The 23,414-nt window shown below is 64.1% G+C and carries 12 protein-coding genes, 5 tRNA genes, 2 rRNA genes and 2 pseudogenes (1 of these 21 only partly in view); 2 read left to right on the top strand and 19 right to left on the bottom strand.

Annotation, left to right across the window (positions count from 1 at the left end; translation table 11 throughout):
* The first annotated feature begins 8 nt into the window (after positions 1-8).
* Positions 9-1,511 carry an efflux transporter outer membrane subunit gene (locus IDM45_RS15510; protein WP_209423634.1) on the top strand — a complete coding sequence of 501 codons (1,503 nt, stop codon included), beginning with the start codon at positions 9-11 and terminating at the stop codon, positions 1,509-1,511.
* A 65-nt stretch (positions 1,512-1,576) separates the two neighbouring features.
* The gene (locus tag IDM45_RS15505) at positions 1,577-2,161 is read left to right on the top strand and encodes a c-type cytochrome (RefSeq protein ID WP_209423633.1); all 585 of its coding nucleotides are present in this window, start codon (positions 1,577-1,579) and stop codon (positions 2,159-2,161) included.
* Positions 2,162-2,379: 218 nt separating this feature from the next.
* Here the strand turns inward: IDM45_RS15505 and IDM45_RS15500 are convergent.
* The 19 genes and pseudogenes from IDM45_RS15500 to IDM45_RS15410 all read right to left on the bottom strand — a co-directional run.
* A tRNA-Phe gene (locus IDM45_RS15500) sits at positions 2,380-2,455 on the bottom strand.
* 61 nt (positions 2,456-2,516) lie between these two features.
* Entirely contained in the window at positions 2,517-3,251 is a 735-nt protein-coding gene (locus tag IDM45_RS15495; RefSeq protein ID WP_209423632.1) for a response regulator, read from the bottom strand.
* 42 nt (positions 3,252-3,293) lie between these two features.
* Positions 3,294-5,590: pseudogene (locus IDM45_RS15490) on the bottom strand (sensor histidine kinase).
* Positions 5,591-5,600: 10 nt separating this feature from the next.
* Entirely contained in the window at positions 5,601-6,203 is a 603-nt protein-coding gene (locus IDM45_RS15485; RefSeq protein ID WP_232653774.1) for a DUF4390 domain-containing protein, read from the bottom strand.
* 209 nt (positions 6,204-6,412) lie between these two features.
* Positions 6,413-10,639, bottom strand: a complete 4,227-nt coding sequence (rpoC, locus tag IDM45_RS15480; protein ID WP_209423630.1) for a DNA-directed RNA polymerase subunit beta' — start codon at positions 10,637-10,639, stop codon at positions 6,413-6,415.
* Between the two features lie 134 nt (positions 10,640-10,773).
* Positions 10,774-14,898, bottom strand: coding sequence for a DNA-directed RNA polymerase subunit beta (gene rpoB / locus IDM45_RS15475; protein ID WP_209423629.1), 4,125 nt, complete (start codon positions 14,896-14,898; stop codon positions 10,774-10,776).
* 292 nt (positions 14,899-15,190) lie between these two features.
* On the bottom strand, positions 15,191-15,565 hold the full coding sequence (gene rplL, locus IDM45_RS15470; protein WP_209423628.1) for a 50S ribosomal protein L7/L12: 375 nt from the start codon (positions 15,563-15,565) through the stop codon (positions 15,191-15,193).
* A gap of 72 nt (positions 15,566-15,637) precedes the next feature.
* Entirely contained in the window at positions 15,638-16,144 is a 507-nt protein-coding gene (rplJ, locus tag IDM45_RS15465) for a 50S ribosomal protein L10 (protein WP_209423627.1), read from the bottom strand.
* 260 nt (positions 16,145-16,404) lie between these two features.
* A complete protein-coding gene (gene rplA / locus IDM45_RS15460) occupies positions 16,405-17,100 on the bottom strand; it encodes a 50S ribosomal protein L1 (protein ID WP_209423626.1) in 696 nt (231 codons plus the stop codon).
* 2 nt (positions 17,101-17,102) lie between these two features.
* A pseudogene (rplK, locus tag IDM45_RS15455) lies at positions 17,103-17,533 on the bottom strand (50S ribosomal protein L11).
* Between the two features lie 134 nt (positions 17,534-17,667).
* Positions 17,668-18,258: a transcription termination/antitermination protein NusG gene (gene nusG / locus IDM45_RS15450; protein ID WP_209423625.1), complete on the bottom strand. Its 591-nt coding sequence runs from the start codon at positions 18,256-18,258 to the stop codon at positions 17,668-17,670.
* A complete protein-coding gene (gene secE, locus IDM45_RS15445) occupies positions 18,258-18,641 on the bottom strand; it encodes a preprotein translocase subunit SecE (RefSeq protein ID WP_209424167.1) in 384 nt (127 codons plus the stop codon). The genes nusG and secE overlap by 1 nt, the downstream gene beginning before the upstream one ends.
* A gap of 91 nt (positions 18,642-18,732) precedes the next feature.
* Positions 18,733-18,808 (bottom strand) — tRNA-Trp (locus tag IDM45_RS15440).
* An 11-nt stretch (positions 18,809-18,819) separates the two neighbouring features.
* Positions 18,820-20,010: an elongation factor Tu gene (tuf, locus tag IDM45_RS15435; RefSeq protein WP_209423174.1), complete on the bottom strand. Its 1,191-nt coding sequence runs from the start codon at positions 20,008-20,010 to the stop codon at positions 18,820-18,822.
* 75 nt (positions 20,011-20,085) lie between these two features.
* Positions 20,086-20,160 (bottom strand) — tRNA-Thr (locus tag IDM45_RS15430).
* A 39-nt stretch (positions 20,161-20,199) separates the two neighbouring features.
* Positions 20,200-20,273, bottom strand: a tRNA-Gly gene (locus IDM45_RS15425).
* A gap of 58 nt (positions 20,274-20,331) precedes the next feature.
* Positions 20,332-20,417: transfer RNA gene (locus tag IDM45_RS15420), tRNA-Tyr, on the bottom strand.
* A gap of 514 nt (positions 20,418-20,931) precedes the next feature.
* Positions 20,932-21,044, bottom strand: a 5S ribosomal RNA gene (gene rrf, locus IDM45_RS15415).
* Between the two features lie 175 nt (positions 21,045-21,219).
* Positions 21,220-23,414, bottom strand: a 23S ribosomal RNA gene (locus IDM45_RS15410) (it continues 685 nt past the right edge of the window).

The following is a 23,414-nucleotide window of genomic DNA, read 5'->3' as shown; positions in this document are numbered from 1 at the left end:
ACCCACCCATGAAGCAAGATCCCTCCTTTCTGCAACCGCGCTGCGGCGCCCGGCCTGCTGCTGCCTTCGCCCGAACCACGGCGGCAGCCCTGGCAGCCCTGACCGTGGCCGGCTGCAGCTTCATCCCCTCCTACGAGCGCCCGGCGCCGGTACTGCCCGCCGGCTACGCACTGGCCGACACCAGCGCTGCGCAGCAGGCTCCCAGCGCCGCCGACATCGACTGGCGCGACTATTTCACCGATCCACGCCTGCAACGCCTGATCGGCATGGCGCTGGGCAACAACCGCGACCTGCGCCTGGCCATGCTCAACGTCGAGCAGGCACGCGCGCAGTTCCAGATCCGGCGCGCCGACGAATACCCGACGCTGGCCGGCATGGCCAACGCCGCGCGCCAGCCCAACGCCAGCAACGGCCAGTACGGCAACCTGTTCCAGGTCGGTCTGGGCGTGACGGCCTGGGAGATCGACTTCTTCGGTCGCATCGCCGCGCTGCGCGAGCAGGCCCTGGCGCAGTACCTGGCCAGCACCGAGGCGCGCAAGTCGGCGCAGATCAGCCTGGTGGCCGCCGTGGCCGCCGGCTGGCTGAATCTGATGGCCGACGAGGAACTGCTGGACATCTCGCGCCGCACCCTGGCCACGCGCGAGGAATCGGTGCGCCTGACCCAGCTGCGCCTGGAAAACGGCGTCAGCTCGGAGCTGGACAACCGCCAGGCGCAAAGCCTGGCCGAGGCCGCCCGCGCCACCTATGCCCAGCAGCAGCGCCAGCGCCTGCTCGACGAGAACGCCCTGGTGCTGCTGCTTGGCCAGCCCCTGCCCGACGACATCCGCGCCAGCCTGCCCGCGGCGCGCCTGGCAGATGCCGCGCCCATGCAGCCACTGCGCGCCGGCCTGCCCTCCGAGCTGCTGGAGCGCCGCCCGGACATCCGCCAGGCCGAGCAGCAGCTCATCGGCGCCAACGCCAACATCGGCGCCGCGCGCGCGGCCTTCTTCCCGCGCATCGCCCTCACCGCCTCGGTGGGCACGGTCAGCAACGAGCTGTCGGGCCTGTTCAAGGGGGGGTCGTGGGCCTTCTCGCTGGCACCGCAATTGGCCGTGCCGCTGTTCGATGCAGGGCGCAACGAAGCCAACCTGCAGGCCGCCCAGGTCGGGCGCGAGATGGCCGTGGCGCAATACGACAAGGCCATCCAGACGGCCTTCCGTGAGGTCTCCGACGCCCTGGCCGGACGCGCCACGCTGGGTGAGCAGCTGCAGGCGCAAAACGCCCAGGCGGCTGCCGACGCGCGGCGGCTGGAGCTGTCGGAGCTGCGCTATCGCAACGGCATCGCCAGCTACATGGATGTGCTGGACGCCCAGCGCTCGCTGTTCGCCACCCAGCAAGGCTTGGTGCTGACACGGCTGCAGCAGCTGCACAACCAGGTCGCGCTGTACAAGGTGCTGGGCGGCGGCTGGAGCGATGTCTCGCTGGCCGCCGCCGACGGCGCCGCCGCTCCAGCCCAGCCGGCCAGCCGCTGAAGCCCTGCGCCACGGCACGGCAGCGCCGCCTGGACTGCAAGGCTGGCAAAAGGACGGCTCTTATAATGAAAAGCTGTTTTCTGTCCCAGCCCCACACCACAAGCCTTTCGAGGAAACCGCATGAGCGCCCCCACGACGCAGCCCATACCGGGCCGATCCAGACCCCGAAACAACTGCTCAACACCGTCATCCTGGCCTTTGTGCTGCCGGTGTTCGCCATCATCGGACTGGTGATGTTCGTGACTTCGGGCGACAAGCCCGGCGCCGGGGTGGCCAACCCTGAGCAGGCCGTGGCCCAGCGCATCCAGAAGATCGGCCTGGTCGAGATCCGCGACGCCAACCGTCCGCTGCGCGCCGGCGAGGCGGTCTATCAGGGCCAGTGCGCCGCCTGCCACGCTACCGGTGCCGCCGGCGCCCCCAAGCTCGGCGACGCTGCCGCCTGGGCACCGCGCATCCAGACTGGCTTCGAAGCCCTGGTGCATTCCGCACTGAGCGGCAAGGGCGCCATGGCGCCCCAGGGCGGCGGCGAATTCAACGACCTGGAAATCGCCCGGGGCGTGGCCTACATGGCCAACGCCGCCGGCGCCAAGTTCGAAGAGCCGGCAGCCCCAGCCGCCGAAGGCGCATCCGAGGCAGCCTCGGGCAGCTGAGCCACAGCAGCGCGCAGCCTGCCCCAGCCGCCCAGAACCGGCCTGTCCCTCTTTGTGGGCAGGCCGGTTTTTTCATGCCTGGGAGTTTTTGCTGGACTCCCAAAACGATAGCTACCTGCGCTTGCCTAGCAAGGCTTTGCGGCACTTTTGGCTTGAAATGTGTAGTGAACAGACAAAGAAAAACCCCGCTGCCTATGCAACAGCGGGGTTTTTTTGTCTGGTGGCCTGGGACGGAATCGAACCGCCGACACAAGGATTTTCAATCCTCTGCTCTACCGACTGAGCTACCGGGCCTGAGCCTTGAATTCTAGCCTGAAAAACGGGCGGAAACTTGAAGGCGGCAAATTTTTCGTTCTCAGCCGCCGTTGCGGCGGCTGCGGCCCAGATCGACACCGAGCTGGCGCAGCTTGCGGTACAGATGGGTGCGCTCCAGCCCGGTCTTTTCCGCCACCCGGGTCATGGAGCCGCCCTCGCGCGCCAAGTGGAATTCGAAATAGGCTTTTTCGAACCTGTCGCGTGCCTCGCGCAGCGGCCGATCCAGATCGAAGCCTTGGTGCGCCTGCGGGCCGGCAGGCAGGCTGTGGGTTGCGCTGTGTACGGCCAGCGCGGATGGCGCCTCATCGCCGCTGGCGCCCGCCAGCGCAGGCTGGGGGTGGGCGGCGGTTGCCACTGCCGTGCTGGCGGTGCGACTCTCGGGCACATTGCTGGCCGCCTGCAGATTGATGGCGTTACGCAACAGGCCCTGCTCCACCGCCTTGAGCAGCTTTTGCAGGGTGATGGGCTTTTCCAGGAAGGAAAAGGCTCCGATGCGCGTGGCCTCGACCGCCGTCTCGATGGTGGCGTGTCCGCTCATCATGATCACCGGCATGGTCAGGGCGCCGCTCATCGCCCACTCCTTGAGCAGGGAGACGCCATCGGTGTCGGGCATCCAGATGTCGAGCAGCACCAGATCGTAGGTGCCGGCCTGCCGTGCCATGCGGGCCTGGGTGGCGTTTTCCGCCAAATCGACACTGTGCCCTTCGTCGTTGAGGATCTCGGAGAGCAGGTCGCGTATGCCCAGCTCGTCATCGACCACCAGAATATTTGCCATGTATTGGAAGCACCGTTGCTGTTGCAGGCAGAGGTGTTGCTATCACGCCACCGCCGTCCCAGGGGCGAATGATAGCGACACTTGTGCGCCGACTGCCGCGCCGTCCTCCACCCGATTGCTCAGCTCTATGCGAGCGCCATGCTCGTCGGCGATTTTTTTCACCACCGCCAGGCCCAGGCCGGTGCCGCGCGCCTTGGTGGTTACATAAGGCTCGAAAGCGCGCTGCAGGATGTGTGGCGCAAAGCCGGCGCCGCTGTCGGCGATGGTCAGCCGCACACGCTGCGTCTGCTCGCTCCAGCGGGTGCTCAGCTGCACGGCAGGCACGTCGGCGCGCCCCGCCTCCTGCGCCGCCAGCAAGGTGGCATCCTGGGCGTTTTGCAGCAGGTTGTGCAGGATCTGGCGCAGCTGCTGTGCGTCGCCGGCAATGGGTGGGCAGCGCGCATCGAGCTGGGCCTGCACCGGCACCTGGGCGTTTTCCGCGTCGTACAGGTGCAGCACGTCCTGCACCAGCGCGTTCAGATCCAGGGGCTGCAGCTGAGCCGCCGGCAAGCGCGCGTAGTCGCGGAACTCGTTGACCAGGCGCTTCATGGCATCGACCTGCTCGACGATGGTCTTGACCGACCTGGCCAGCAGCGCCTGCTCGGTGGCCGGCAGCTTGCCATCCAGCTTGAGCGCCAGCCGCTCGGCAGACAGCTGGATGGGCGTGAGCGGATTCTTGATCTCGTGCGCCAGGCGCCGCGCCACCTCGCCCCAGGCCTTGGCGCGCTGCGCCGAGACCAGCTCGGAGATGTCGTCGAAGACCAGCAGGCGCGTGTTGTCGGGCAGCTCGGCACCACGCATGACCAGACTGGTGCCCTGCTGGCCCAGGCCGCCGCCGCTGCAGGCGTGCAGCTCGAAGGCATGCTGCCAGTGATCGGGGCCGTGCTGGTCGGCGCGGTCTGCTGTGAAGGCGTCGAACTGCTGCTGCACCACGGCGGCAAACTCCTCCAGCCCGGGCGCCTGCGCCAGTGGCCGCCCGGTGCAGGCCGCCAGGGGCGCGCGCAGGATGCGCGTGGCGCCGGGGTTGCTCGACAGCACCTGGCCGTGCGTGTCCAGCACGATCACGCCTGCCGTCAGGTTGTCCAGGATGGCCTGCAGGTTGCCGCGCGCCGCATCCAGCGCCGCCATGCTGCGCTCGGCGGTGCTGCGCGCCTCGGCCAGCTGCTGCGTCATCAGGGCAAAGTCGCGCGTCAGACCGCCCAGCTCGTCGCGCCCTTGCAATGCCGCCTTGGGCGCCAGGTTGCCAGCCGCCACCTCGCGCACGCCTTCGGCCAGTACCAGCAGCGGGCGCACCAGCTGGTTGCCCAACACGCCAGCCAGCAGCACGGCGCCGAACACCGCCAGAAACAGGCTCAGTGTCAATGTGCCGATGTACATGCGCCGCAGGCCGCCGCGCGCCAGGGCGCGCTCCTGGTATTCGCGGTTGGCCTCCTGCACCGCCACGGCATTGGCCACCAGCGCCTGGGGCAGAGGCATGGTGGCCTGCACGTAGCGCGGCTCGGCCAGCAAACGGCCCACGCCAGGGCTGGCCACGGCCACCAGCACCCGCACCCGCGCCTCTTCGGGCGCTGCCGGATGCGCCGGCTCGTCCAGCCCCTCGATCACGAAGATGTCGCGCCCCTGGCGGGCCGCGCGCAGTTGCTGCGCGCCCGGGCGCTCCGGGTTGAGCGAGAACTGCGACGTGCCGCTGCTGGCGACGGGCTGGCCGGCAGCGCTCCACAGCACGATGTCGGAAGCACCCAGCTGGTCACGCATTCGCTCCAGCACCAGGCCGGCCGCCGCATCCGGCACCTGCGCCAATTGCACGCTGGCGGTGCGCGTCTTGGCGGCCATGTCGGCAGCAATGGTGTCCAGGGTGACACGGCCCAGATTGACCCCGGCACTCAGGGCCCCTCGACCTTGACATCGAACCAGCTCTCGATGGAGCGCGAGACGAATTGGTAGGACACCACATAGATCAGCAGCCCCGGCACGACCCCGACCATGGCGAAGACAGCAGCCAGCTTGACCAGCAGCCGCGCGCCAAAGCGCCCCCGGCGCAACCGCACCGCCAGGCGCAGCGCGCCCCAGGCCAGCGCCGCCAGCAGCAGGCCGGCCACCAGCACATTGACCCACAGCAGCCAGGTGAAATGGCGCTCGTACAGCACGCGGTTGTTGGTCGCCTGCGTCAGCAAAAACAGCAGCAGCAGACCGATGGCGCACATCAGCCCGGCGCCCAGTCCCAGCACCCAGCGCACCACCCGGGCGCGGCTGGCCGCCCTGCGCGCCGAACCAGCGGGACGTGTCGGCAATTCGCTCATGACCGCCCGCTCACGGCAGCTCCTGCATCGGCGTCCAGTCCATGCGCCGACTCAGCGCCAAGTTCCAGCCCGAGCGCCCCACGGCGCCGAACTGCAGGGGACGCGGCATCTGCGAGATGTCCAGGCGGAACTGGAACTGCACCTGATAAGTCACGCCCTCCTCGACAGCCGAGGCATCGGCGATCTTCCAGCCCGCCAGGCGCTGCAAGGCCGCCAGCGCATCGTCGAGCGCATCGAAGCTCTGCCCCAGGGCCAGGCCGGGCTGGCCGGCCGCCTCATCGCGGCCCGAAGTCTGGGTCAGGCGCCAGCGCCGCGTCAGCGGCTGATAGCTCAGGCGCAGGTGGCGCGTGGCCTGGGCCACGGTTTTGTCCGACCAGTACCAGCGCGGGCGCACCACCTGGGCCTCGGCCACGAAGTGCATGGCAATGCCCTGGTAGAGCGCGCTTTCCACCACCGGCGCCAGCTCCATGCGCCAGGCGGCGCTGAGCAGCACGGCGGCAGGCGTGTACTCCAGGCGCAGCTCGGTCACGTCGCCGCGCGGCTGCGCCCGAGCCGCCGGCAACCAGGCCGCCAGGGTCAGCAACCCGGCCAGCAGCCAGGCGATACGCCGCACATGCCGGCTGCGCTGCGGCGGCCAGGATGCACAAGGGACAGAAGCAAAAACAGTCACGGGCCGTATTCTCAGCCAGCCAGCAGGGCCGACCGGGCAAGCCGGCGGCGACGCCGCCCGAAAAAAATCCCGACCGGCCTGACGGCGGGTCGGGATTCGGCGCTGCGGCCCGCCCATCAGGCACGGGCGGCGCGGCCAGTGCGGCTCAGGCCTCAGTCGGCCAGATCGGCGCCGCCTTCCGCATGGGCGGCGTCAGCCTGGCCGGCTTCGGCCAGCTCGGCAGCCTCGGCCTCGGCGATGGCACGGCGCTCGGCCTCGTCCATGGCGTCCTTGGCGCGGCGCGCCTGGTGGTAGGCCAGGCCGGTGCCGGCGGGAATCAGGCGACCGACGATGACGTTTTCCTTCAGGCCGCGCAACTCGTCGCGCTTGCCCATGATGGCAGCCTCGGTCAGCACGCGCGTCGTCTCCTGGAACGACGCCGCCGAGATGAACGAGTCCGTGGACAGCGAAGCCTTGGTGATGCCCAGCAGGATGTTGGCGTAGGTCGCAGGGATCTTGCCCTCGGCCTGCAGCGCCTCGTTGGTGTTGAGGATCTCGCTGCGCTCGACCTGCTCGCCGGCGATGTAGCTGGACTCGCCGGGGTTTTCGACCACGACGCGGCGCAGCATCTGGCGCACGATGACCTCGATGTGCTTGTCGTTGATCTTCACACCCTGCAGGCGATAGACGTCCTGCACCTCATCGACGATGTAGCGCGACAGCTCCTCGATGCCCAGCAGACGCAGGATGTCCTGCGGATCGGCCGGGCCATCGACGATCAGCTCGCCCTTGTTGACCACCTGGCCCTCGTGTACCAGCACGTTCTTTTCCTTGGGCACCAGCTCGCTCCACAGCTCGCCTTCCGGGTCGGTGATCTGCACGCGCACCTTGCCCTTGGTCTCCTTGCCGAAGGACACCGTGCCGGTCATCTCGGCCAGCATCCCCTTGTCCTTGGGGCTGCGCGCTTCGAACAGCTCGGCCACGCGCGGCAGACCGCCGGTGATGTCGCGCGTCTTCTGGCCTTCCATGGGAATGCGCGCCAGCACCTCGCCGGGGCCGACATCCTGGCCGTCGCGCACCTGGATCAGCGCGCCGACCTGGAAGCCGATGGCCACCGAGTGATCGGTGCCGGGGATCTTGACTTCCTTGCCCTCAGCGTCGATCAGCTTGACCAGCGGACGCACCACCTTGGCCGAGCCGCGGCGCTTGGGGTCGATCACCACGAGTGTGGACAGGCCGGTGACCTCGTCCACCTGCTTGGCCACCGTCAGGCCTTCCTCGATGTTCTCGAACTTCACCTGGCCGGCGAACTCCGTGATGATCGGGCGCGTCAGCGGATCCCAGTTGGCCAGGATGGTGCCGGCCTTGATCTGCTGGTCGGGCTGCACCGTGAGCGTGGCGCCGTAGGGCACCTTGTGGCGCTCGCGCTCGCGGCCGTGCTCGTCCTGGATGACGATCTCGCCCGAGCGCGCAATCACCACCAGCTCGCCGCGCGTGTTGGTCACGTAGCGCATGGTGGCGTTGAAGCCGATGATGCCGTTGGACTTGGCTTCCACGCTGGACGCCACCGCCGCACGCGACGCAGCGCCGCCGATGTGGAAGGTGCGCATGGTCAGCTGCGTGCCCGGCTCGCCGATGGACTGGGCTGCAATCACGCCCACGGCCTCGCCGAGGTTGATCAGGCCGCCACGGCCCAGGTCGCGGCCATAGCACTTGGCGCACAGGCCGTAGCGCGTCTCGCAGGTCAGCGCGGTGCGCACCTTGACCTCATCGACGCCGGCGGCCTCCAGCCCATCGAGCACGTCCTCGCCCAGCAGCGTGCCCGCCGGGGCCAGCACGGCGCGGGTTTCCGGGTGCAGCACTTCCTCGGCGGCGACGCGGCCGAGCACGCGATCGCGCAGCGACTCGATGACCTCGCCGCCCTCGACGATGGCGCGCATCAGCGAGCCATGCACCGTGCCGCAATCGTCCTCGGTGACCACCAGATCCTGCGTCACATCCACCAGACGGCGCGTCAGATAGCCCGAGTTGGCCGTCTTGAGCGCCGTGTCCGCCAGGCCCTTGCGCGCGCCGTGCGTGGAGATGAAGTACTGCAGCACGTTCAGGCCTTCACGGAAGTTGGCCGTGATGGGTGTCTCGATGATGGAGCCGTCGGGCTTGGCCATCAGGCCGCGCATACCGGCCAGCTGGCGGATCTGCGCGGCAGAACCCCGCGCGCCCGAATCGGCCATCATGTAGATGGAGTTGAACGACTCTTGGTTGACTTCCTTGCCGTGGCGGTCGATGGTCTTTTCGACCTTGAGCTGATCCATCATGACCTTGGACACGTCGTCGCCGGCCTTGCCCCAGATATCCACCACCTTGTTGTAGCGCTCGCCCGAGGTGACCAGGCCGGAGACGTACTGCTGCTCGATCTCTTTGACCTCGCTCTCGGCGCGCGCCAGGATGTCGGCCTTTTGCGGCGGCACCAGCATATCGTCGATGGCGATCGAGATGCCGGCGCGCGTGGCCAGGCGAAAGCCGTTTTGCAGCAGCTTGTCGGCAAACACCACGGTCTCCTTGAGGCCGCACTTGCGGAAACTTGCGTTGATCAGGCGCGAGATTTCCTTTTTCTTGAGCGTCTTGTTCAGGTTGGAGAACGCCAAGCCGCGCGGCAGGATTTCCGACAGCAGGGCGCGGCCCACGGTGGTCTCCACCAGGCCGGTGGAGCTGTGCCACTCGCCGCTGTCCTTGCCCCGGCTCCACTCGGTCATGCGCACGGTGATCTTGGTGGTCAGCTCGACCTCGCCGGCATCGAGCGCGCGCTGCACTTCCAGGATGTCGGTGAAGACCATGCCTTCGCCGCGTCCGTTGATCTTCTCGCGCGTGGCGTGGTACAGGCCCAGCACCACGTCCTGCGAGGGCACGATGGACGGCTCGCCCGAGGCCGGGAACAGCACGTTGTTGGACGCCAGCATCAGCGTGCGCGCTTCGAGCTGCGCCTCCACCGACAGCGGCACGTGAACCGCCATCTGGTCGCCGTCGAAGTCGGCGTTGAAGGCGGCGCACACCAGCGGGTGCAGCTGGATGGCCTTGCCTTCGATCAGGATGGGCTCGAACGCCTGGATGCCCAGGCGGTGCAGCGTGGGCGCGCGGTTGAGCATCACCGGGTGCTCGCGAATCACCTCTTCCAGGATGTCCCAGACCACGGGCGTGCCGGACTCGACTTCCTTCTTGGCAGCCTTGATGGTCGTGGCGATGCCCATGGCCTCCAGGCGCGAGAAGATGAAGGGCTTGAACAGCTCCAGCGCCATCAGCTTGGGCAGGCCGCACTGGTGCAGCTTGAGCGTCGGGCCCACGGTGATGACCGAGCGGCCCGAGTAGTCCACGCGCTTGCCCAGCAGGTTCTGGCGGAAGCGCCCGCCCTTGCCCTTGATCATGTCGGCCAGCGACTTCAGGGCGCGCTTGTTGGCGCCCGTCATGGCCTTGCCGCGGCGGCCGTTGTCCAGCAGCGAGTCCACGGCTTCCTGCAACATGCGCTTTTCGTTGCGCGCGATGATCTCCGGGGCCTTCAGCTCCAGCAGGCGCTTGAGGCGCGAGTTGCGGTTGATGACGCGGCGGTACAGGTCGTTGAGGTCGGACGTGGCAAAGCGCCCGCCATCGAGCGGCACCAGCGGGCGCAGATCGGGCGGCAGCACCGGCAGCACGTCCAGGATCATCCACTCGGGCTTGATGCCGGACTTGCGGAAGGCCTCCAGCACCTTGAGGCGCTTGGCATTTTTCTTGACCTTGACCTCGGAGCCCGTGAGGTCGCCGCGCAGGCGCTCGATCTCGATCTCCAGGTCGATGCCCTCCAGCAGCTCCTTGATGCCCTCGGCGCCCATGCGCGCGACGAACTCATCGCCGTGCTCGGCGCGCTGCTTGTCGTGCTCGTCCTCGCTCATGATGGAGAACTTCTTGAGCGGCGTCATGCCCGGGTCGGTGACCACGTAGGCCTCGAAGTACAGCACGCGCTCGATGTCGCGCAGCGTCATGTCCAGCACCAGGCCCAGGCGCGAGGGCAGCGACTTCAGGAACCAGATGTGCGCGCACGGCGCGGCCAGGTCGATGTGGCCCATGCGGTCGCGGCGCACCTTGGTCTGGGTGACCTCGACGCCGCACTTCTCGCAGATCACGCCGCGATGCTTGAGGCGCTTGTACTTACCGCACAGACACTCGTAGTCCTTGATGGGCCCGAAGATCTTGGCGCAGAACAGGCCATCGCGCTCGGGCTTGAAGGTGCGGTAGTTGATGGTCTCGGGCTTCTTCACCTCGCCGAACGACCAGGAACGGATCTTCTCGGGCGAGGCCATGCCGATCTTGATGGCATCGAAATGCTCATCCGGCGTGAATTGCTTGAACAGGTCGAGTAGCGATTTCATGTGACTCTTTCCCTTGTCTTCAAAATTCATAGCTGGTTGCGCTTGCCCAGCAAGGCTTTGCGATAGAAAACACTCGCAAAACGTTGCCTGACAAGCGCTGGCAGCTCACTTTTTTGCAGTCAGCCTGCGCCCGCTCAGGAGCGCTCCAGCTCGATGTCCAGGCCCAGCGAACGGATTTCCTTGACCAGCACGTTGAACGACTCGGGCATACCCGCTTCGATGGCGTGTTCGCCCTTGACGATGTTTTCGTACACCTTGGTGCGGCCCTGCACGTCGTCGGACTTCACCGTCAGCATCTCCTGCAGCACGTAGGCGGCGCCGTAGGCTTCGAGCGCCCACACTTCCATCTCGCCGAAGCGCTGGCCGCCGAACTGCGCCTTGCCGCCCAGGGGCTGCTGCGTGACCAGCGAGTACGGGCCAGTGGAGCGCGCGTGCATCTTGTCGTCCACCAGGTGGTGCAGCTTGAGGTAGTGCATGTAGCCGATGGTCGTCGGGCGCTCGAAGCGCTCGCCGGTGCGGCCGTCGTACAGAAAGGCCTGGGTGCGCGTCTCGGTCAGGCCCTTGCGCTCCTTGAGCTCATCGGGATAGGCCAGCTTGAGCATGTCCTTGATCTCGGCCTCCGACGCACCGTCGAACACCGGCGAGGCGAACGGCACGCCGCTGGTCAGCTCCTGCGCCATGGCCAGCAGCTCGTCGTCGGACAGCTGCTTGAGCTCTTCCTTCTTGCCGCGCGAGTTGTAGACCTCTTCGAGGAACTTGCGCACCTCGGCCGCCTTGGCCTGGCGCTGCAGCATGTCGCCGATGCGCTGGCCCAGGCCCTTGCCGGCCCAGCCCAGGTGGACTTCCAGCACCTGGCCGATGTTCATGCGCGAGGGCACGCCCAGCGGGTTGAGCACGATGTCGGCAGGCGTGCCGTCGGCCATGTAGGGCATGTCCTCGACGGGCACGATCTTCGACACCACACCCTTGTTGCCGTGGCGACCGGCCATCTTGTCGCCGGGCTGCAGGCGGCGCTTGACGGCCAGATAGACCTTGACCATCTTCAGCACGCCAGCGGGCAGCTCGTCGCCCTGCGTGAGCTTCTTCCTCTTTTCCTCGAACGCCAGGTCGAAGCTGTGGCGCGTCTGCTCCATGGCGTTCTTCATGGATTCGAGCTGCGCGGCTACCGATTCGTCCGCCGGGCGGATGTCGAACCAGTGGAATTTCTCCACGCCGGCGAGGTATTCCTTGTCGATGGTCGCGCCCTTGGGCAGCTTTTGCGGGCCGCCGTTGGCCTTCTTGCCCACCAGGAGCTTTTCGATACGGTCGAAGGCGTCGGCCTCGACGATGCGCAGCTGGTCGTTCAAGTCCAGGCGGAAGCGCTTGAGTTCGTCGTCGATGATCTGCTGCGCGCGCTTGTCGCGCTGGATGCCCTCGCGGGTGAAGACCTGCACGTCGATCACCGTGCCCGAGCTGCCTTGATCCACGCGCAGCGAGGTGTCCTTCACGTCGCTGGCCTTCTCGCCGAAGATGGCGCGCAGCAGCTTTTCCTCGGGCGTCAGCGTGGTCTCGCCCTTGGGCGTGACCTTGCCCACCAGCGTGTCGCCCGGCTGCACCTCGGCGCCCACGTAGATGATGCCGGACTCGTCCAGGCGGCCCAGTTGCTGCTCGGACAGGTTGGGGATGTCGCGGGTGATTTCCTCAGCGCCCAGCTTGGTGTCGCGGGCCATCACCACCAGCTCCTCGATGTGGATGCTGGTGTAGCGGTCTTCGGCCACCACGCGCTCGGAAATCAGGATCGAGTCCTCGAAGTTGTAGCCGTTCCAGGGCATGAACGCGATCAGCATGTTCTGGCCGATGGCGATCTCGCCCAGGTCGGTCGAGGCGCCGTCGGCAATCACGTCGCCCTTGGCCAGCACGTCGCCGCGCTTGACGATGGGACGCTGGTGGATGTTGGTGTTCTGGTTGGAGCGCTGGTACTTGATCAGGTTGTAGATGTCCACGCCGACTTCGCCGGCCACGGCCTCGGCGTCATGCACGCGCACCACGATGCGGGTGGCGTCCACGTGGTCTACCACACCGCCACGGCGCGCCGTGACCACGGTGCCGGAGTCCACTGCCGCCACGCGCTCGATGCCGGTGCCGACCATGGGCTTTTCCGGGCGCAGCACGGGCACGGCCTGGCGCGACATGTTGGCGCCCATCAGCGCGCGGTTGGCGTCGTCGTGCTCCAGGAAGGGCACGAGCGAGGCCGCCACCGAGACGATCTGCGCTGGCGACACGTCCATGTACTCCACGCGGTCGGCGGACACCAGGGTCGATTCGCCCTGCTCGCGCGCGCTCACCAGGTCGCCCGTCAGGCGGCCCTCGTCGTCCAGCGCGGCGTTGGCCTGGGCGATGATGTACTTGCCTTCCTCAATGGCCGACAGGTAGTCGATCTGGTCGGTCACCTGACCCTCCACCACGCGGCGGTAGGGCGTCTCGATGAAGCCGTACTCGTTCAGGCGCGCGTACAGGGCCAGCGAGTTGATCAGGCCGATGTTGGGGCCTTCCGGCGTCTCGATCGGGCACACCCGGCCATAGTGCGTGACGTGAACGTCGCGCACTTCGAAGCCGGCGCGCTCGCGCGTCAGGCCGCCCGGGCCAAGGGCCGAGACGCGGCGCTTGTGCGTGATCTCCGCCAGCGGGTTGGTCTGATCCATGAACTGGCTCAGCTGCGAGGCGCCGAAGAACTCCTTGAGCGCCGCGGAAATCGGCTTGGAGTTGATCAGATCATGCGGCATCAAGGGGTCGTTCTCGGCCTGGCCCAGACGCTCCTTGACGGCTTTCTCGATGCGCGCGAGGCCCGTGCGGTACTGGTTCTCGGCCAACTCGCCCACGCAGCGCACGCGGCGGTTGCCCAGGTGGTCGATGTCGTCCACCTCGCCACGGCCATTGCGCAGATCAACCAGGATCTTGACCACGGCCAGGATGTCGTCGTTGGACAGCACCATGGGGCCGGTGGACTCGTCGCGGCCTACCTTGGCGTTGAACTTCATGCGGCCCACGCGCGACAGGTCGTAGGTGTCGGGGTTGTAGAACAGGCGCTGGAACAGAGCCTGCACGGCGTCCTCGGTCGGCGGCTCGCCGGGGCGCATCATGCGGTAGATGGCCACGCGGGCGGCGAACTCGTCGGTGGTCTCGTCGATGCGCAGGGTCTGCGAGATATAGGCGCCCTGGTCGAGTTCATTGGTGAACAGCACCTGCAGATCCTGCACGCCAGCCGAGCGCAGCTTCTTGAGCAGCGCCTCGGTCAGCTCCTCGTTGGCCTTGGCCAGGATTTCGCCGGTGTCGGGATCGACGACATTGCGCGCCACCACGCGGCCCAGCAGGAAGTCCTCGGGCACGCTCACGTGCGTGGTGCCCGACTGCTCCAGCTCGCGCGTATGGCGGGCGGTGATGCGCTTGTCCTTGGCGACGATGACCTTGCCGCCCTTGTCGGTGATGTCGAAGCGCGCCACCTCGCCCTTGAGCCGCTCGGCGACGAATTCCATCTGCGCGCCGCTGTCCATCAGGCGGAAGTTGTCGTTGACGAAGAAGTTCGCCAGGATAGCTTCCGGATTCAGGCCGATGGCCTTGAGCAAGATGGTCACCGGCATCTTGCGCCGACGATCGACACGGAAGTACAGGATGTCCTTGGGGTCGAACTCGAAGTCCAGCCAGGAGCCGCGATACGGAATGATGCGCGCCGAGAACAAGAGCTTGCCGGAGCTGTGCGTCTTGCCCTTGTCGTGCTCGAAGAACACGCCGGGTGAGCGGTGCAGCTGGCTGACGATGACGCGCTCGGTGCCGTTGATGATGAACGAGCCCTTGTCGGTCATCAGCGGCACTTCGCCCATGTAGACCTCCTGCTCCTTGACCTCCTTGACCACCTTGTTCTGGCTGGTCGAGGATTCGCGGTCATAGATGATGAGCTGCACGCGCGCGCGCACAGCGGAGGCGAAGGTCAGGCCGCGCGTCTGGCACTCGCGCACGTCGAAGGCCGGCTTGGCCAGGTTGTATTCGACGAATTTCATCTCGACAAAACCATTGTGCGAGACGATGGGAAAGGCGGAATTGAACGCCGCCTGCAAGCCTTCGGTCAGGCGCTTTTGCGGCGGCACGTCGGCCTGCAGAAAGGCGGTGTAGGCGTCGCGCTGCATCTGCAGCAGGTACGGGACGGTGAGCACGCTGTCGCGGGTGCCGAAACTCTTGCGGATGCGCTTGCGTTCGGTGAAGCTGTACGTGGATGCTTGGGCCATGAGATCTCCGGGCAAAGACATGTGGAGGGGGTCTTCGACGACTGCCCTGCAAGGCGGCCACCTGTGCAGGCTTGGTGGGTTGGCCACTACCAACCATGGCGGACGGCGATGCGTTGCACATCGCCCGAACCAAGGCGTCTTCCGCTGTCGGCTGTTGTCAGAAGACACTAGCAAGCAGTCCTGCCGACCGCTTGCTGGTGTGCTCTGCAGGGCGCCGCGTGGACACCCCTCATAAGCACCAAAGGCTGGAGGCCTTTTGCGAAGACCTCCAGCCCCGGGCCACTGGCAGGAATTACTTCAGCTCAGCCTTGGCGCCAGCTTCCGTCAGCTTCTTGACAGCAGCTTCGGCGTCGGCCTTGGGCAGGGCCTCCTTGACGTTCTTGGGAGCACCGTCCACCAGATCCTTGGCTTCCTTGAGGCCCAGGCCGGTGATTTCGCGCACGGCCTTGATGACCGACACCTTGTTGGCGCCGGCTTCGAGCAGCACGACGTTGAACTCGGTCTTCTCTTCGGCAGCCGGGGCAGCGGCGCCGCCGCCAGCAGCCGGAGCAGCCATGGCGGCAGCGCTCACGCCAAACTTCTCTTCGATGGCCTTGACCAGGTCGTTCAGCTCCAGCACGGTCATGCTGTCCAGGGCGGTCAGGAATGCGTCTTTATCGAATGCCATTTTGATTTCCTCAACAATTGGGGTGATTCGGTTGAATCGGTTGGTCGGCAGGGCCTGTGCAGCTGCGCGCCATCAGGCGGCAACAGCCTCGCCCTCGCCCTTCTTTGCGGCCAGCGCGCCAAGCACCACGGCGGTGCGCGACACGGGCGACATCAACAAGCCACACAGCTGGGCCAGCAGCACTTCCTTGGAAGGGATGTTGGCCAGCTCTTTCACGCCGTTCACGTCCAGGGCCTTGCCCCCGAAGGCACCGCCGCGAATGACCAGCTTGTCGTTGGTCTTCGCGAAATCGGCCACCACCTTGGCGGCGGCCACAGCGTCTTCGGAGAAGCCATAGATCAGCGGGCCGGTCATCTGGTCGGCGACGACTTCAAACGGGCTGCCAGCCACAGCACGGCGTGCCAGGGTGTTCTTCAGAACACTCAGGGAAACACCTTTGCTGCGGGCATCGACGCGCAGTTTGGTCATGTCGGCCACCGTGATGCCACGGTATTCCGCGATCACGAGCGTTTGAGCTTTAGCGGCGAGGCTGGTCACGTCGTTGATGACCGCTTCTTTCTCACTGCGATTAAGACTCAAGGTCTACTCCTTCGTATGCACGCTTCGGAGCCAGGCTCCGTTGCGCGCGCTCTTGGTTGCAGCGACCAACTGTTTCGGAAAAAAGTCTCTCAACCATTCCATCTGCAGCGGGATCGCCATCTGCGTTGGCCTCAAAGGGTTTAAGCGCCGCCGGATCGGCGCACCAACGGTCTTGGATGGCCCGGTGCAGGCTGCACGCCTGCACCGGCCCACCACTGGAGCCCGCCCGAAACCAGGGCGCGCTCCAAGATTTCCAGCAATTACGCCGAGATGGTTTGCGTATCGACGCGAACGCCCACGCCCATGGTCGAGGACAGCGCCACCTTGCGCAGGTACAGCCCTTTGCTGGTGGCCGGTTTGGCCTTGTTCAGCGCTTCGATCAGTGCAGCCAGATTGCCTTGCAGCTTGTCGTTGTCGAACGAGCGGCGACCAATGGTCGAGTGAATGATGCCGGCCTTGTCCACGCGGAACTGCACCTGACCGGCCTTGGCGTTCTTTACCGCCGTGGCCACGTCGGGCGTCACCGTGCCGACCTTGGGGTTGGGCATCAGGCCGCGCGGGCCCAGGATCTGGCCCAGCGTGCCGACCACGCGCATGGCGTCGGGGGCGGCGATGACCACATCAAAGGGCATGTCGCCAGCCTTGACCTGGGCAGCCAGGTCGTCCATGCCAACGATGTCGGCGCCAGCAGCCTTGGCTTCCTCGGCCTTGGCACCCTGGGCGAATACGGCCACGCGGGTGGTCTTGCCGATGCCGTGAGGCAGCACCACGGCGCCGCGCACCACTTGGTCGGATTTCTTGGCATCGACACCGAGTTGCACGGCCACATCGATGGACTCATCGAACTTGGCGGTGGCGGCGTCCTTCACCAGCACCATGGCTTCGGCGAAGGGGTACAGCTTGGTCGAATCGACCTTGCCCTGCAGGGCCTTTTGCTTCTTGGTCAGCTTTGCCATGATTACAGGCCCTCCACCGTCACGCCCATGGAACGGGCGGAGCCGGCCAACGTGCGCACGGCGGCGTCCACGCTGGCAGCGTTCATGTCCTTGAGCTTGGTCTTGGCGATTTCTTCCAGCTGCTCGCGGGTGATCTTGCCGACCTTGGCCTTGAGTGGGTTGGCCGAACCCTTGTCCAGCTTGACGGCCTTCTTGATCAGCACAGTGGCTGGAGGCGTCTTGATGACAAAGGTGAAGCTCTTGTCAGCAAAGGCCGTGATGACCACGGGCAACGGCAGACCCGGCTCGACACCCTGGGTCTGGGCGTTGAAGGCCTTGCAGAATTCCATGATGTTGAGGCCGCGCTGACCCAGTGCCGGGCCGATCGGGGGGATGGATTGGCCTTGCCGGCCGGCACTTGCAGCTTGATGAAACCGACGATTTTTTTCGCCATGGTTGCTCCTTGCGGGTGTTGACGCCTGAGCGGACGATGTGTCGCGCATAGGCTCCCCGGGGTTGAAGGCTCTATTTGTTTGCTGCGCCGAGCCGCAAAAAGCGCAGATGCTCAAAATCGTGACAGCCAGGAACTCAGGTTTTTTCCACTTGACCGAATTCAAGCTCCACCGGTGTGGAGCGACCGAAGATCATGACCGAGACGCGCAGGCGGCTCTTTTCGTAGTTCACCTCTTCGACCGTGCCGTTGAAGTCGGTGAATGGGCCTTCCTTGACCCGCACCAGCTCGCCCACCATGAACTCGATCTTGTGACGCGGCTTGTCCGTGCCTTCTTCCATCTGGCTGACGATCTTCTGGACTTCTTCCTCGGAAATCGGCGCCGGGCGGTTCTTGGCCCCGCCAACGAAGCCTGTGACCTTGCTGGTGTGCTTAACCAGGTGCCAGGTGTCGTCATCCATGGCCATCTCGACGAAGACATAGCCCGGAAACAGGCGGCGCTCGGTCGTCTTGCGCTGACCGTTCTTCATCTCCACGACTTCCTCGGTCGGCACCAGGATGCGGCCAAACTTGTCCTGCATGCCCGCACGCATGATGCGCTCCTGGATGTTGCGCTCCACCGCCTTTTCCATACCGGAGTAGGCATGGACGATGTACCAGCGCAGATCCGGCGAGGCGGCCTGTTGCCCTGTGGCCTGTGTGCCACTCGAATCCATCGCGTTCACCATCACTTCCTCCAACCCAGGATCAGGTCATACAAAACCCATTCCAAGGTCTTGTCTGTGAACCAGAGAAACAGCGCCATCACGACCACAAACGCAAAGACGTAGCCCGTCATCTGCAAGCTTTCCTTGCGCGTTGGCCAGACAACCTTCTTGACCTCTCGCCAGGCATCCTGAGCGAATCCAGTCAAACGCCGGCCTTGCTCGGACACCAAGAACAGGGCTGCGGCCAGCACCAGACCAGCCAGCAGCGCACCCCACTGGGCCAGGGCACCCTGCTTGCTCAGCGCGTAAAACCCTGCGATGGCCGCAATGACAAGAACCACCGACCCCAGGAGCTTCGCCTTGTCTGCGGGTGTGGTGACGGTCTCAACCGGAGGAGTGGCCATGACAACGAAACTTTTTGCTTGATGCTTGGCATCGTTCAAGACGCCGAAGCCCGCCATGGGTGGCGGGCTTGGTGATTACCACCTCAAATGGTGGCAGGGGCAGTAGGAATCGAACCTACAACCTTCGGTTTTGGAGACCGACGCTCTGCCAATTGAGCTATACCCCTTCAACCCTTGCTTACTCGATGATCTTGGCCACGACGCCGGCGCCGACGGTGCGACCGCCCTCGCGGATGGCAAAGCGCAGGCCTTCTTCCATGGCGATGGGGGCGATCAGCTTGACGGTGATCGACACGTTGTCGCCGGGCATGACCATTTCCTTGTCAGCGGGCAGCTCGATGGAGCCGGTGACGTCGGTCGTGCGGAAGTAGAACTGGGGGCGGTAGTTGTTGAAGAACGGCGTGTGGCGGCCGCCCTCGTCCTTGCTCAGCACGTACACCTCGGCGGTGAAGTGCGTGTGCGGCTTGATGGAGCCGGGCTTGCACAGCACCTGGCCGCGCTCGACGTCTTCGCGCTTGGTGCCGCGCAGCAGCAGGCCCACGTTGTCGCCGGCCTGGCCCTGATCCAGGAGCTTACGGAACATCTCGACGCCGGTGACGGTGGTCTTGACGGTGTCCTTGATGCCGACGATTTCGATTTCCTCGCCGACCTTGATGATGCCGCGCTCGACGCGGCCCGTGACCACAGTGCCGCGCCCGGAGATGGAGAACACGTCTTCCACGGGCATCAGGAAGGCGCCGTCGATGGCGCGCTCGGGTGTGGGGATGTAGCTGTCCAGTGCTTCAGCCAGGCGCAGGATGGCCGGCTCGCCCTTTTCGGACTGGTCGCCCTCCAGGGCCAGCTTGGCCGAGCCGCGGATGATGGGGGTGTCGTCGCCGGGGAATTCGTACTTGTCCAGCAGCTCGCGCACTTCCATCTCGACGAGCTCCAGCAGCTCCTCGTCATCCACCATGTCGCACTTGTTCAGGAACACGATGATGTAGGGCACGCCCACCTGGCGGGCCAGCAGGATGTGCTCGCGCGTCTGGGGCATGGGGCCGTCGGCGGCCGAGCACACAAGAATAGCGCCGTCCATCTGGGCGGCGCCGGTGATCATGTTCTTCACATAGTCGGCGTGGCCGGGGCAGTCCACGTGGGCGTAGTGGCGGTTGGCCGTCTCGTACTCGACGTGCGAGGTGTTGATGGTGATGCCGCGCGCCTTTTCTTCCGGGGCGTTGTCGATCTGGTCGTAGCTCTTGACCTCGCCGCCGAAGGCTTTGCCCAGCACCGTGGCGATCGCTGCCGTGAGCGTCGTCTTGCCGTGATCCACGTGACCGATGGTGCCCACGTTCACGTGGGGCTTGGTCCGCTCGAATTTACCTTTTGCCATCTTTTCGACTCCGAAAAAATTACATCAACGCCACAAATGTGGGCGCGCCCCACCACTGGGGCGCGCCGTATATATTGGTGCCCATGGGCAGGATCGAACTGCCGACCTCTCCCTTACCAAGGGAGTGCTCTACCACTGAGCCACATGGGCATTGAGGATTCTCACCCTCAAGATAACTTGCAAAAACTGTGGAGCGGGAGACGGGAATCGAACCCGCGTCATCAGCTTGGAAGGCTGGGGTTCTACCATTGAACTACTCCCGCAGCAGATGGCACAACAACCATCGCGCGGCGCAACTCATGCCTGCAGCGCTCACAATTTTGGTGGAGGGAACTGGATTCGAACCAGTGTAGGCGCAAGCCAACAGATTTACAGTCTGCCCCCTTTAACCACTCGGGCATCCCTCCGAAGAATTCAAGAGTATAGCAGATTTTTCAGGGACGGAAGGTGTTTTGTAGATTTTTTTGTACCTGGCTCACTCCCCCTGAAGTACGACATCGGCGTGGACGGAGAAGGAGCCGGGCACGCTCCAAGCCGCTACAGGGCCTGCAACAGTAGGGCCCCGGCAGGGGCAGCCATCTCGCCTTCCAAGGCGCTCCACCCTGACAGTCCAGCCCCCACCCCAGATTAAAGCAGTCAGCCCAGGGAGAGGACGCACAACAGACACGCTCGACGAACCGAATAGGCTGTTGACGCAGCAACAACCTGAAAGCTTGTCAAGCCTGTGCATCATACTCCCAAGCCCGCCCCGGCCTTTCCTGGCCTACGCCCATGCTCATGCCCATCTCTCCTGATCAAGATGGAGTCTTTTGGGCACGACAGCTTTGCTTCACCTGCCTCGAAAATACAAATACACCAAACGCACCAACGCCCTTCAATCGCGAGACTGAAGGGCGTGTTGTGTTGGTGAGTTGTGGGTTAGCCTGACGATGACCTACTTTCACACGGGTATCCGCACTATCATTGGCGCGAAGTCGTTTCACGGTCCTGTTCGGGATGGGAAGGGGTGGTTCCGACTTGCTATGGTCGTCAGGCTTTAAAGGGTAGCGTGCGGCTGATGTGGAGGTCAGTGGGCACGCGAGATTCACAGAAAGTCGGTTTGTCTCTGTTGAGGGAGACGTCAGCGTTTGTCTGGCTTGATTGCGTTGGCACAACTTGTGTGTGTTGTGGTCTTTGCTTGTGTTGATGTGCTGTGCTCATCAAAGTTATAGGGTCAAGCCGCACGGGCAATTAGTACTGGTTAGCTGCGTGCATTGCTGCACTTGCACACCCAGCCTATCAACGTCGTGGTCTACAACGACCCTTCAGGGGCTCGGGGGCCCCGGCAGATCTCATCTTGAAACGAGTTTCCCGCTTAGATGCTTTCAGCGGTTATCTCTTCCACACTTAGCTACTCGGCGATGCCACTGGCGTGACAACCGATACACCAGAGGTGTGTCCACTCCGGTCCTCTCGTACTAGGAGCAGGCTTCCTCAAATCTGCAGCGCCCACGGAAGATAGGGACCAAACTGTCTCACGACGTTTTAAACCCAGCTCACGTACCTCTTTAAATGGCGAACAGCCATACCCTTGGGACCGACTACAGCCCCAGGATGAGATGAGCCGACATCGAGGTGCCAAACACCGCCGTCGATATGAACTCTTGGGCGGTATCAGCCTGTTATCCCCAGAGTACCTTTTATCCGTTGAGCGATGGCCCTTCCATACAGAACCACCGGATCACTATGTCCTGCTTTCGCATCTGCTCGACTTGTCAGTCTCGCAGTTAAGCACGCTTATGCCATTGCACTATCGCCACGATGTCCGACCGTAGCTAGCGTACCTTCGAACTCCTCCGTTACGCTTTAGGAGGAGACCGCCCCAGTCAAACTGCCCACCATGCACTGTCCCCGATCCCGATAAGGGACCTGGGTTAGAACCTCAAACGCACCAGGGTGGTATTTCAAGGATGGCTCCATGTGAACTGGCGTCCACACTTCAAAGCCTCCCACCTATCCTACACAGATCCGTTCAAAGTCCAATACAAAGCTACAGTAAAGGTTCATGGGGTCTTTCCGTCTTTCCGCGGGGAGATTGCATCATCACAAACATTTCAACTTCGCTGAGTCTCAGGAGGAGACAGCGTGGCCATCGTTACGCCATTCGTGCAGGTCGGAACTTACCCGACAAGGAATTTCGCTACCTTAGGACCGTTATAGTTACGGCCGCCGTTTACTGGGACTTCAATCAAGAGCTTGCACCCCATCATTTAATCTTCCAGCACCGGGCAGGCGTCACACCCTATACGTCCACTTTCGTGTTTGCAGAGTGCTGTGTTTTTATTAAACAGTCGCAGCCACCGATTTATTGCAACCGCTTTGGGCTCCCCTTGTACAGGTTCACCTACTTGCGGCATACCTTCTCCCGAAGTTACGGTATCAATTTGCCGAGTTCCTTCTCCTGAGTTCTCTCAAGCGCCTTAGAATACTCATCTCGCGCACCAGTGTCGGTTTGCGGTACGGTCGTCAATAGCTGAAGCTTAGTGGCTTTTCCTGGAAGCAGGGTATCACTCACTTCGGCAGCAAGCTGCCTCGTTATCACCCCTCATCTCAGCCCGGCGGATTTGCCTACCAGGCACGACTACAGGCTTGAACCACCTATTCCAACAGGTGGCTGAGCTAACCTTCTCCGTCCCCACATCGCACTATTGAGCGGTACAGGAATATTGACCTGTTTCCCATCAGCTACGCATCTCTGCCTCGCCTTAGGGGCCGACTCACCCTACGCCGATGAACGTTGCGTAGGAAACCTTGCGCTTACGGCGAGCGGGCTTTTCACCCGCTTTAACGCTACTCATGTCAGCATTCGCACTTGTGATACCTCCAGCAGCCTTCCCAGGCCACCTTCACAGGCTTACACAACGCTCTCCTACCACACACAGTAAACTGTGCATCCGCAGCTTCGGTAACTGGCTTGAGCCCCGTTACATCTTCCGCGCAGGACGACTCGATCAGTGAGCTATTACGCTTTCTTTAAATGATGGCTGCTTCTAAGCCAACATCCTGACTGTTTTAGCCTTCCCACTTCGTTTCCCACTTAGCCAATTTTAGGGACCTTAGCTGGCGGTCTGGGTTGTTTCCCTCTTGAGTCCGGACGTTAGCACCCGGTGCTCTGTCTCCCGCGCTGTACTCTTCGGTATTCGGAGTTTGCCTTGGTTTGGTAAGTCGCCATGACCCCCTAGCCAAAACAGTGCTCTACCCCCGAAGGTAATACGCGAGGCACTACCTAAATAGTTTTCGGAGAGAACCAGCTATTTCCAAGTTTGTTTAGCCTTTCACCCCTATCCACAGCTCATCCGCTACTTTTGCAACAGTAGTCGGTTCGGACCTCCAGTACCTGTTACGGCACCTTCATCCTGGCCATG

Source organism: Melaminivora jejuensis (assembly GCF_017811175.1).
GTDB lineage: Bacteria > Pseudomonadota > Gammaproteobacteria > Burkholderiales > Burkholderiaceae_C > Melaminivora > Melaminivora jejuensis.
This window is presented reverse-complemented; position numbering and strand designations above follow the sequence as displayed.

Bases quoted from the DNA above. Each gene is read 5' to 3' on its own strand.
- rplA (WP_209423626.1), bottom strand. From the start codon at position 17,100: ATGGCAAAGCTGACCAAGAAGCAAAAGGCCCTGCAGGGCAAGGTCGAT.
- IDM45_RS15510 (WP_209423634.1), top strand. From the start codon at position 9: ATGAAGCAAGATCCCTCCTTTCTGCAACCGCGCTGCGGCGCCCGGCCT.
- nusG (WP_209423625.1), bottom strand. From the start codon at position 18,258: ATGGTGAACGCGATGGATTCGAGTGGCACACAGGCCACAGGGCAACAG.
- secE (WP_209424167.1), bottom strand. From the start codon at position 18,641: ATGGCCACTCCTCCGGTTGAGACCGTCACCACACCCGCAGACAAGGCG.
- IDM45_RS15505 (WP_209423633.1), top strand. From the start codon at position 1,577: ATGAAAAGCTGTTTTCTGTCCCAGCCCCACACCACAAGCCTTTCGAGG.
- tuf (WP_209423174.1), bottom strand. From the start codon at position 20,010: ATGGCAAAAGGTAAATTCGAGCGGACCAAGCCCCACGTGAACGTGGGC.
- rpoB (WP_209423629.1), bottom strand. From the start codon at position 14,898: ATGGCCCAAGCATCCACGTACAGCTTCACCGAACGCAAGCGCATCCGC.
- IDM45_RS15495 (WP_209423632.1), bottom strand. From the start codon at position 3,251: ATGGCAAATATTCTGGTGGTCGATGACGAGCTGGGCATACGCGACCTG.
- rplL (WP_209423628.1), bottom strand. From the start codon at position 15,565: ATGGCATTCGATAAAGACGCATTCCTGACCGCCCTGGACAGCATGACC.
- rpoC (WP_209423630.1), bottom strand. From the start codon at position 10,639: ATGAAATCGCTACTCGACCTGTTCAAGCAATTCACGCCGGATGAGCAT.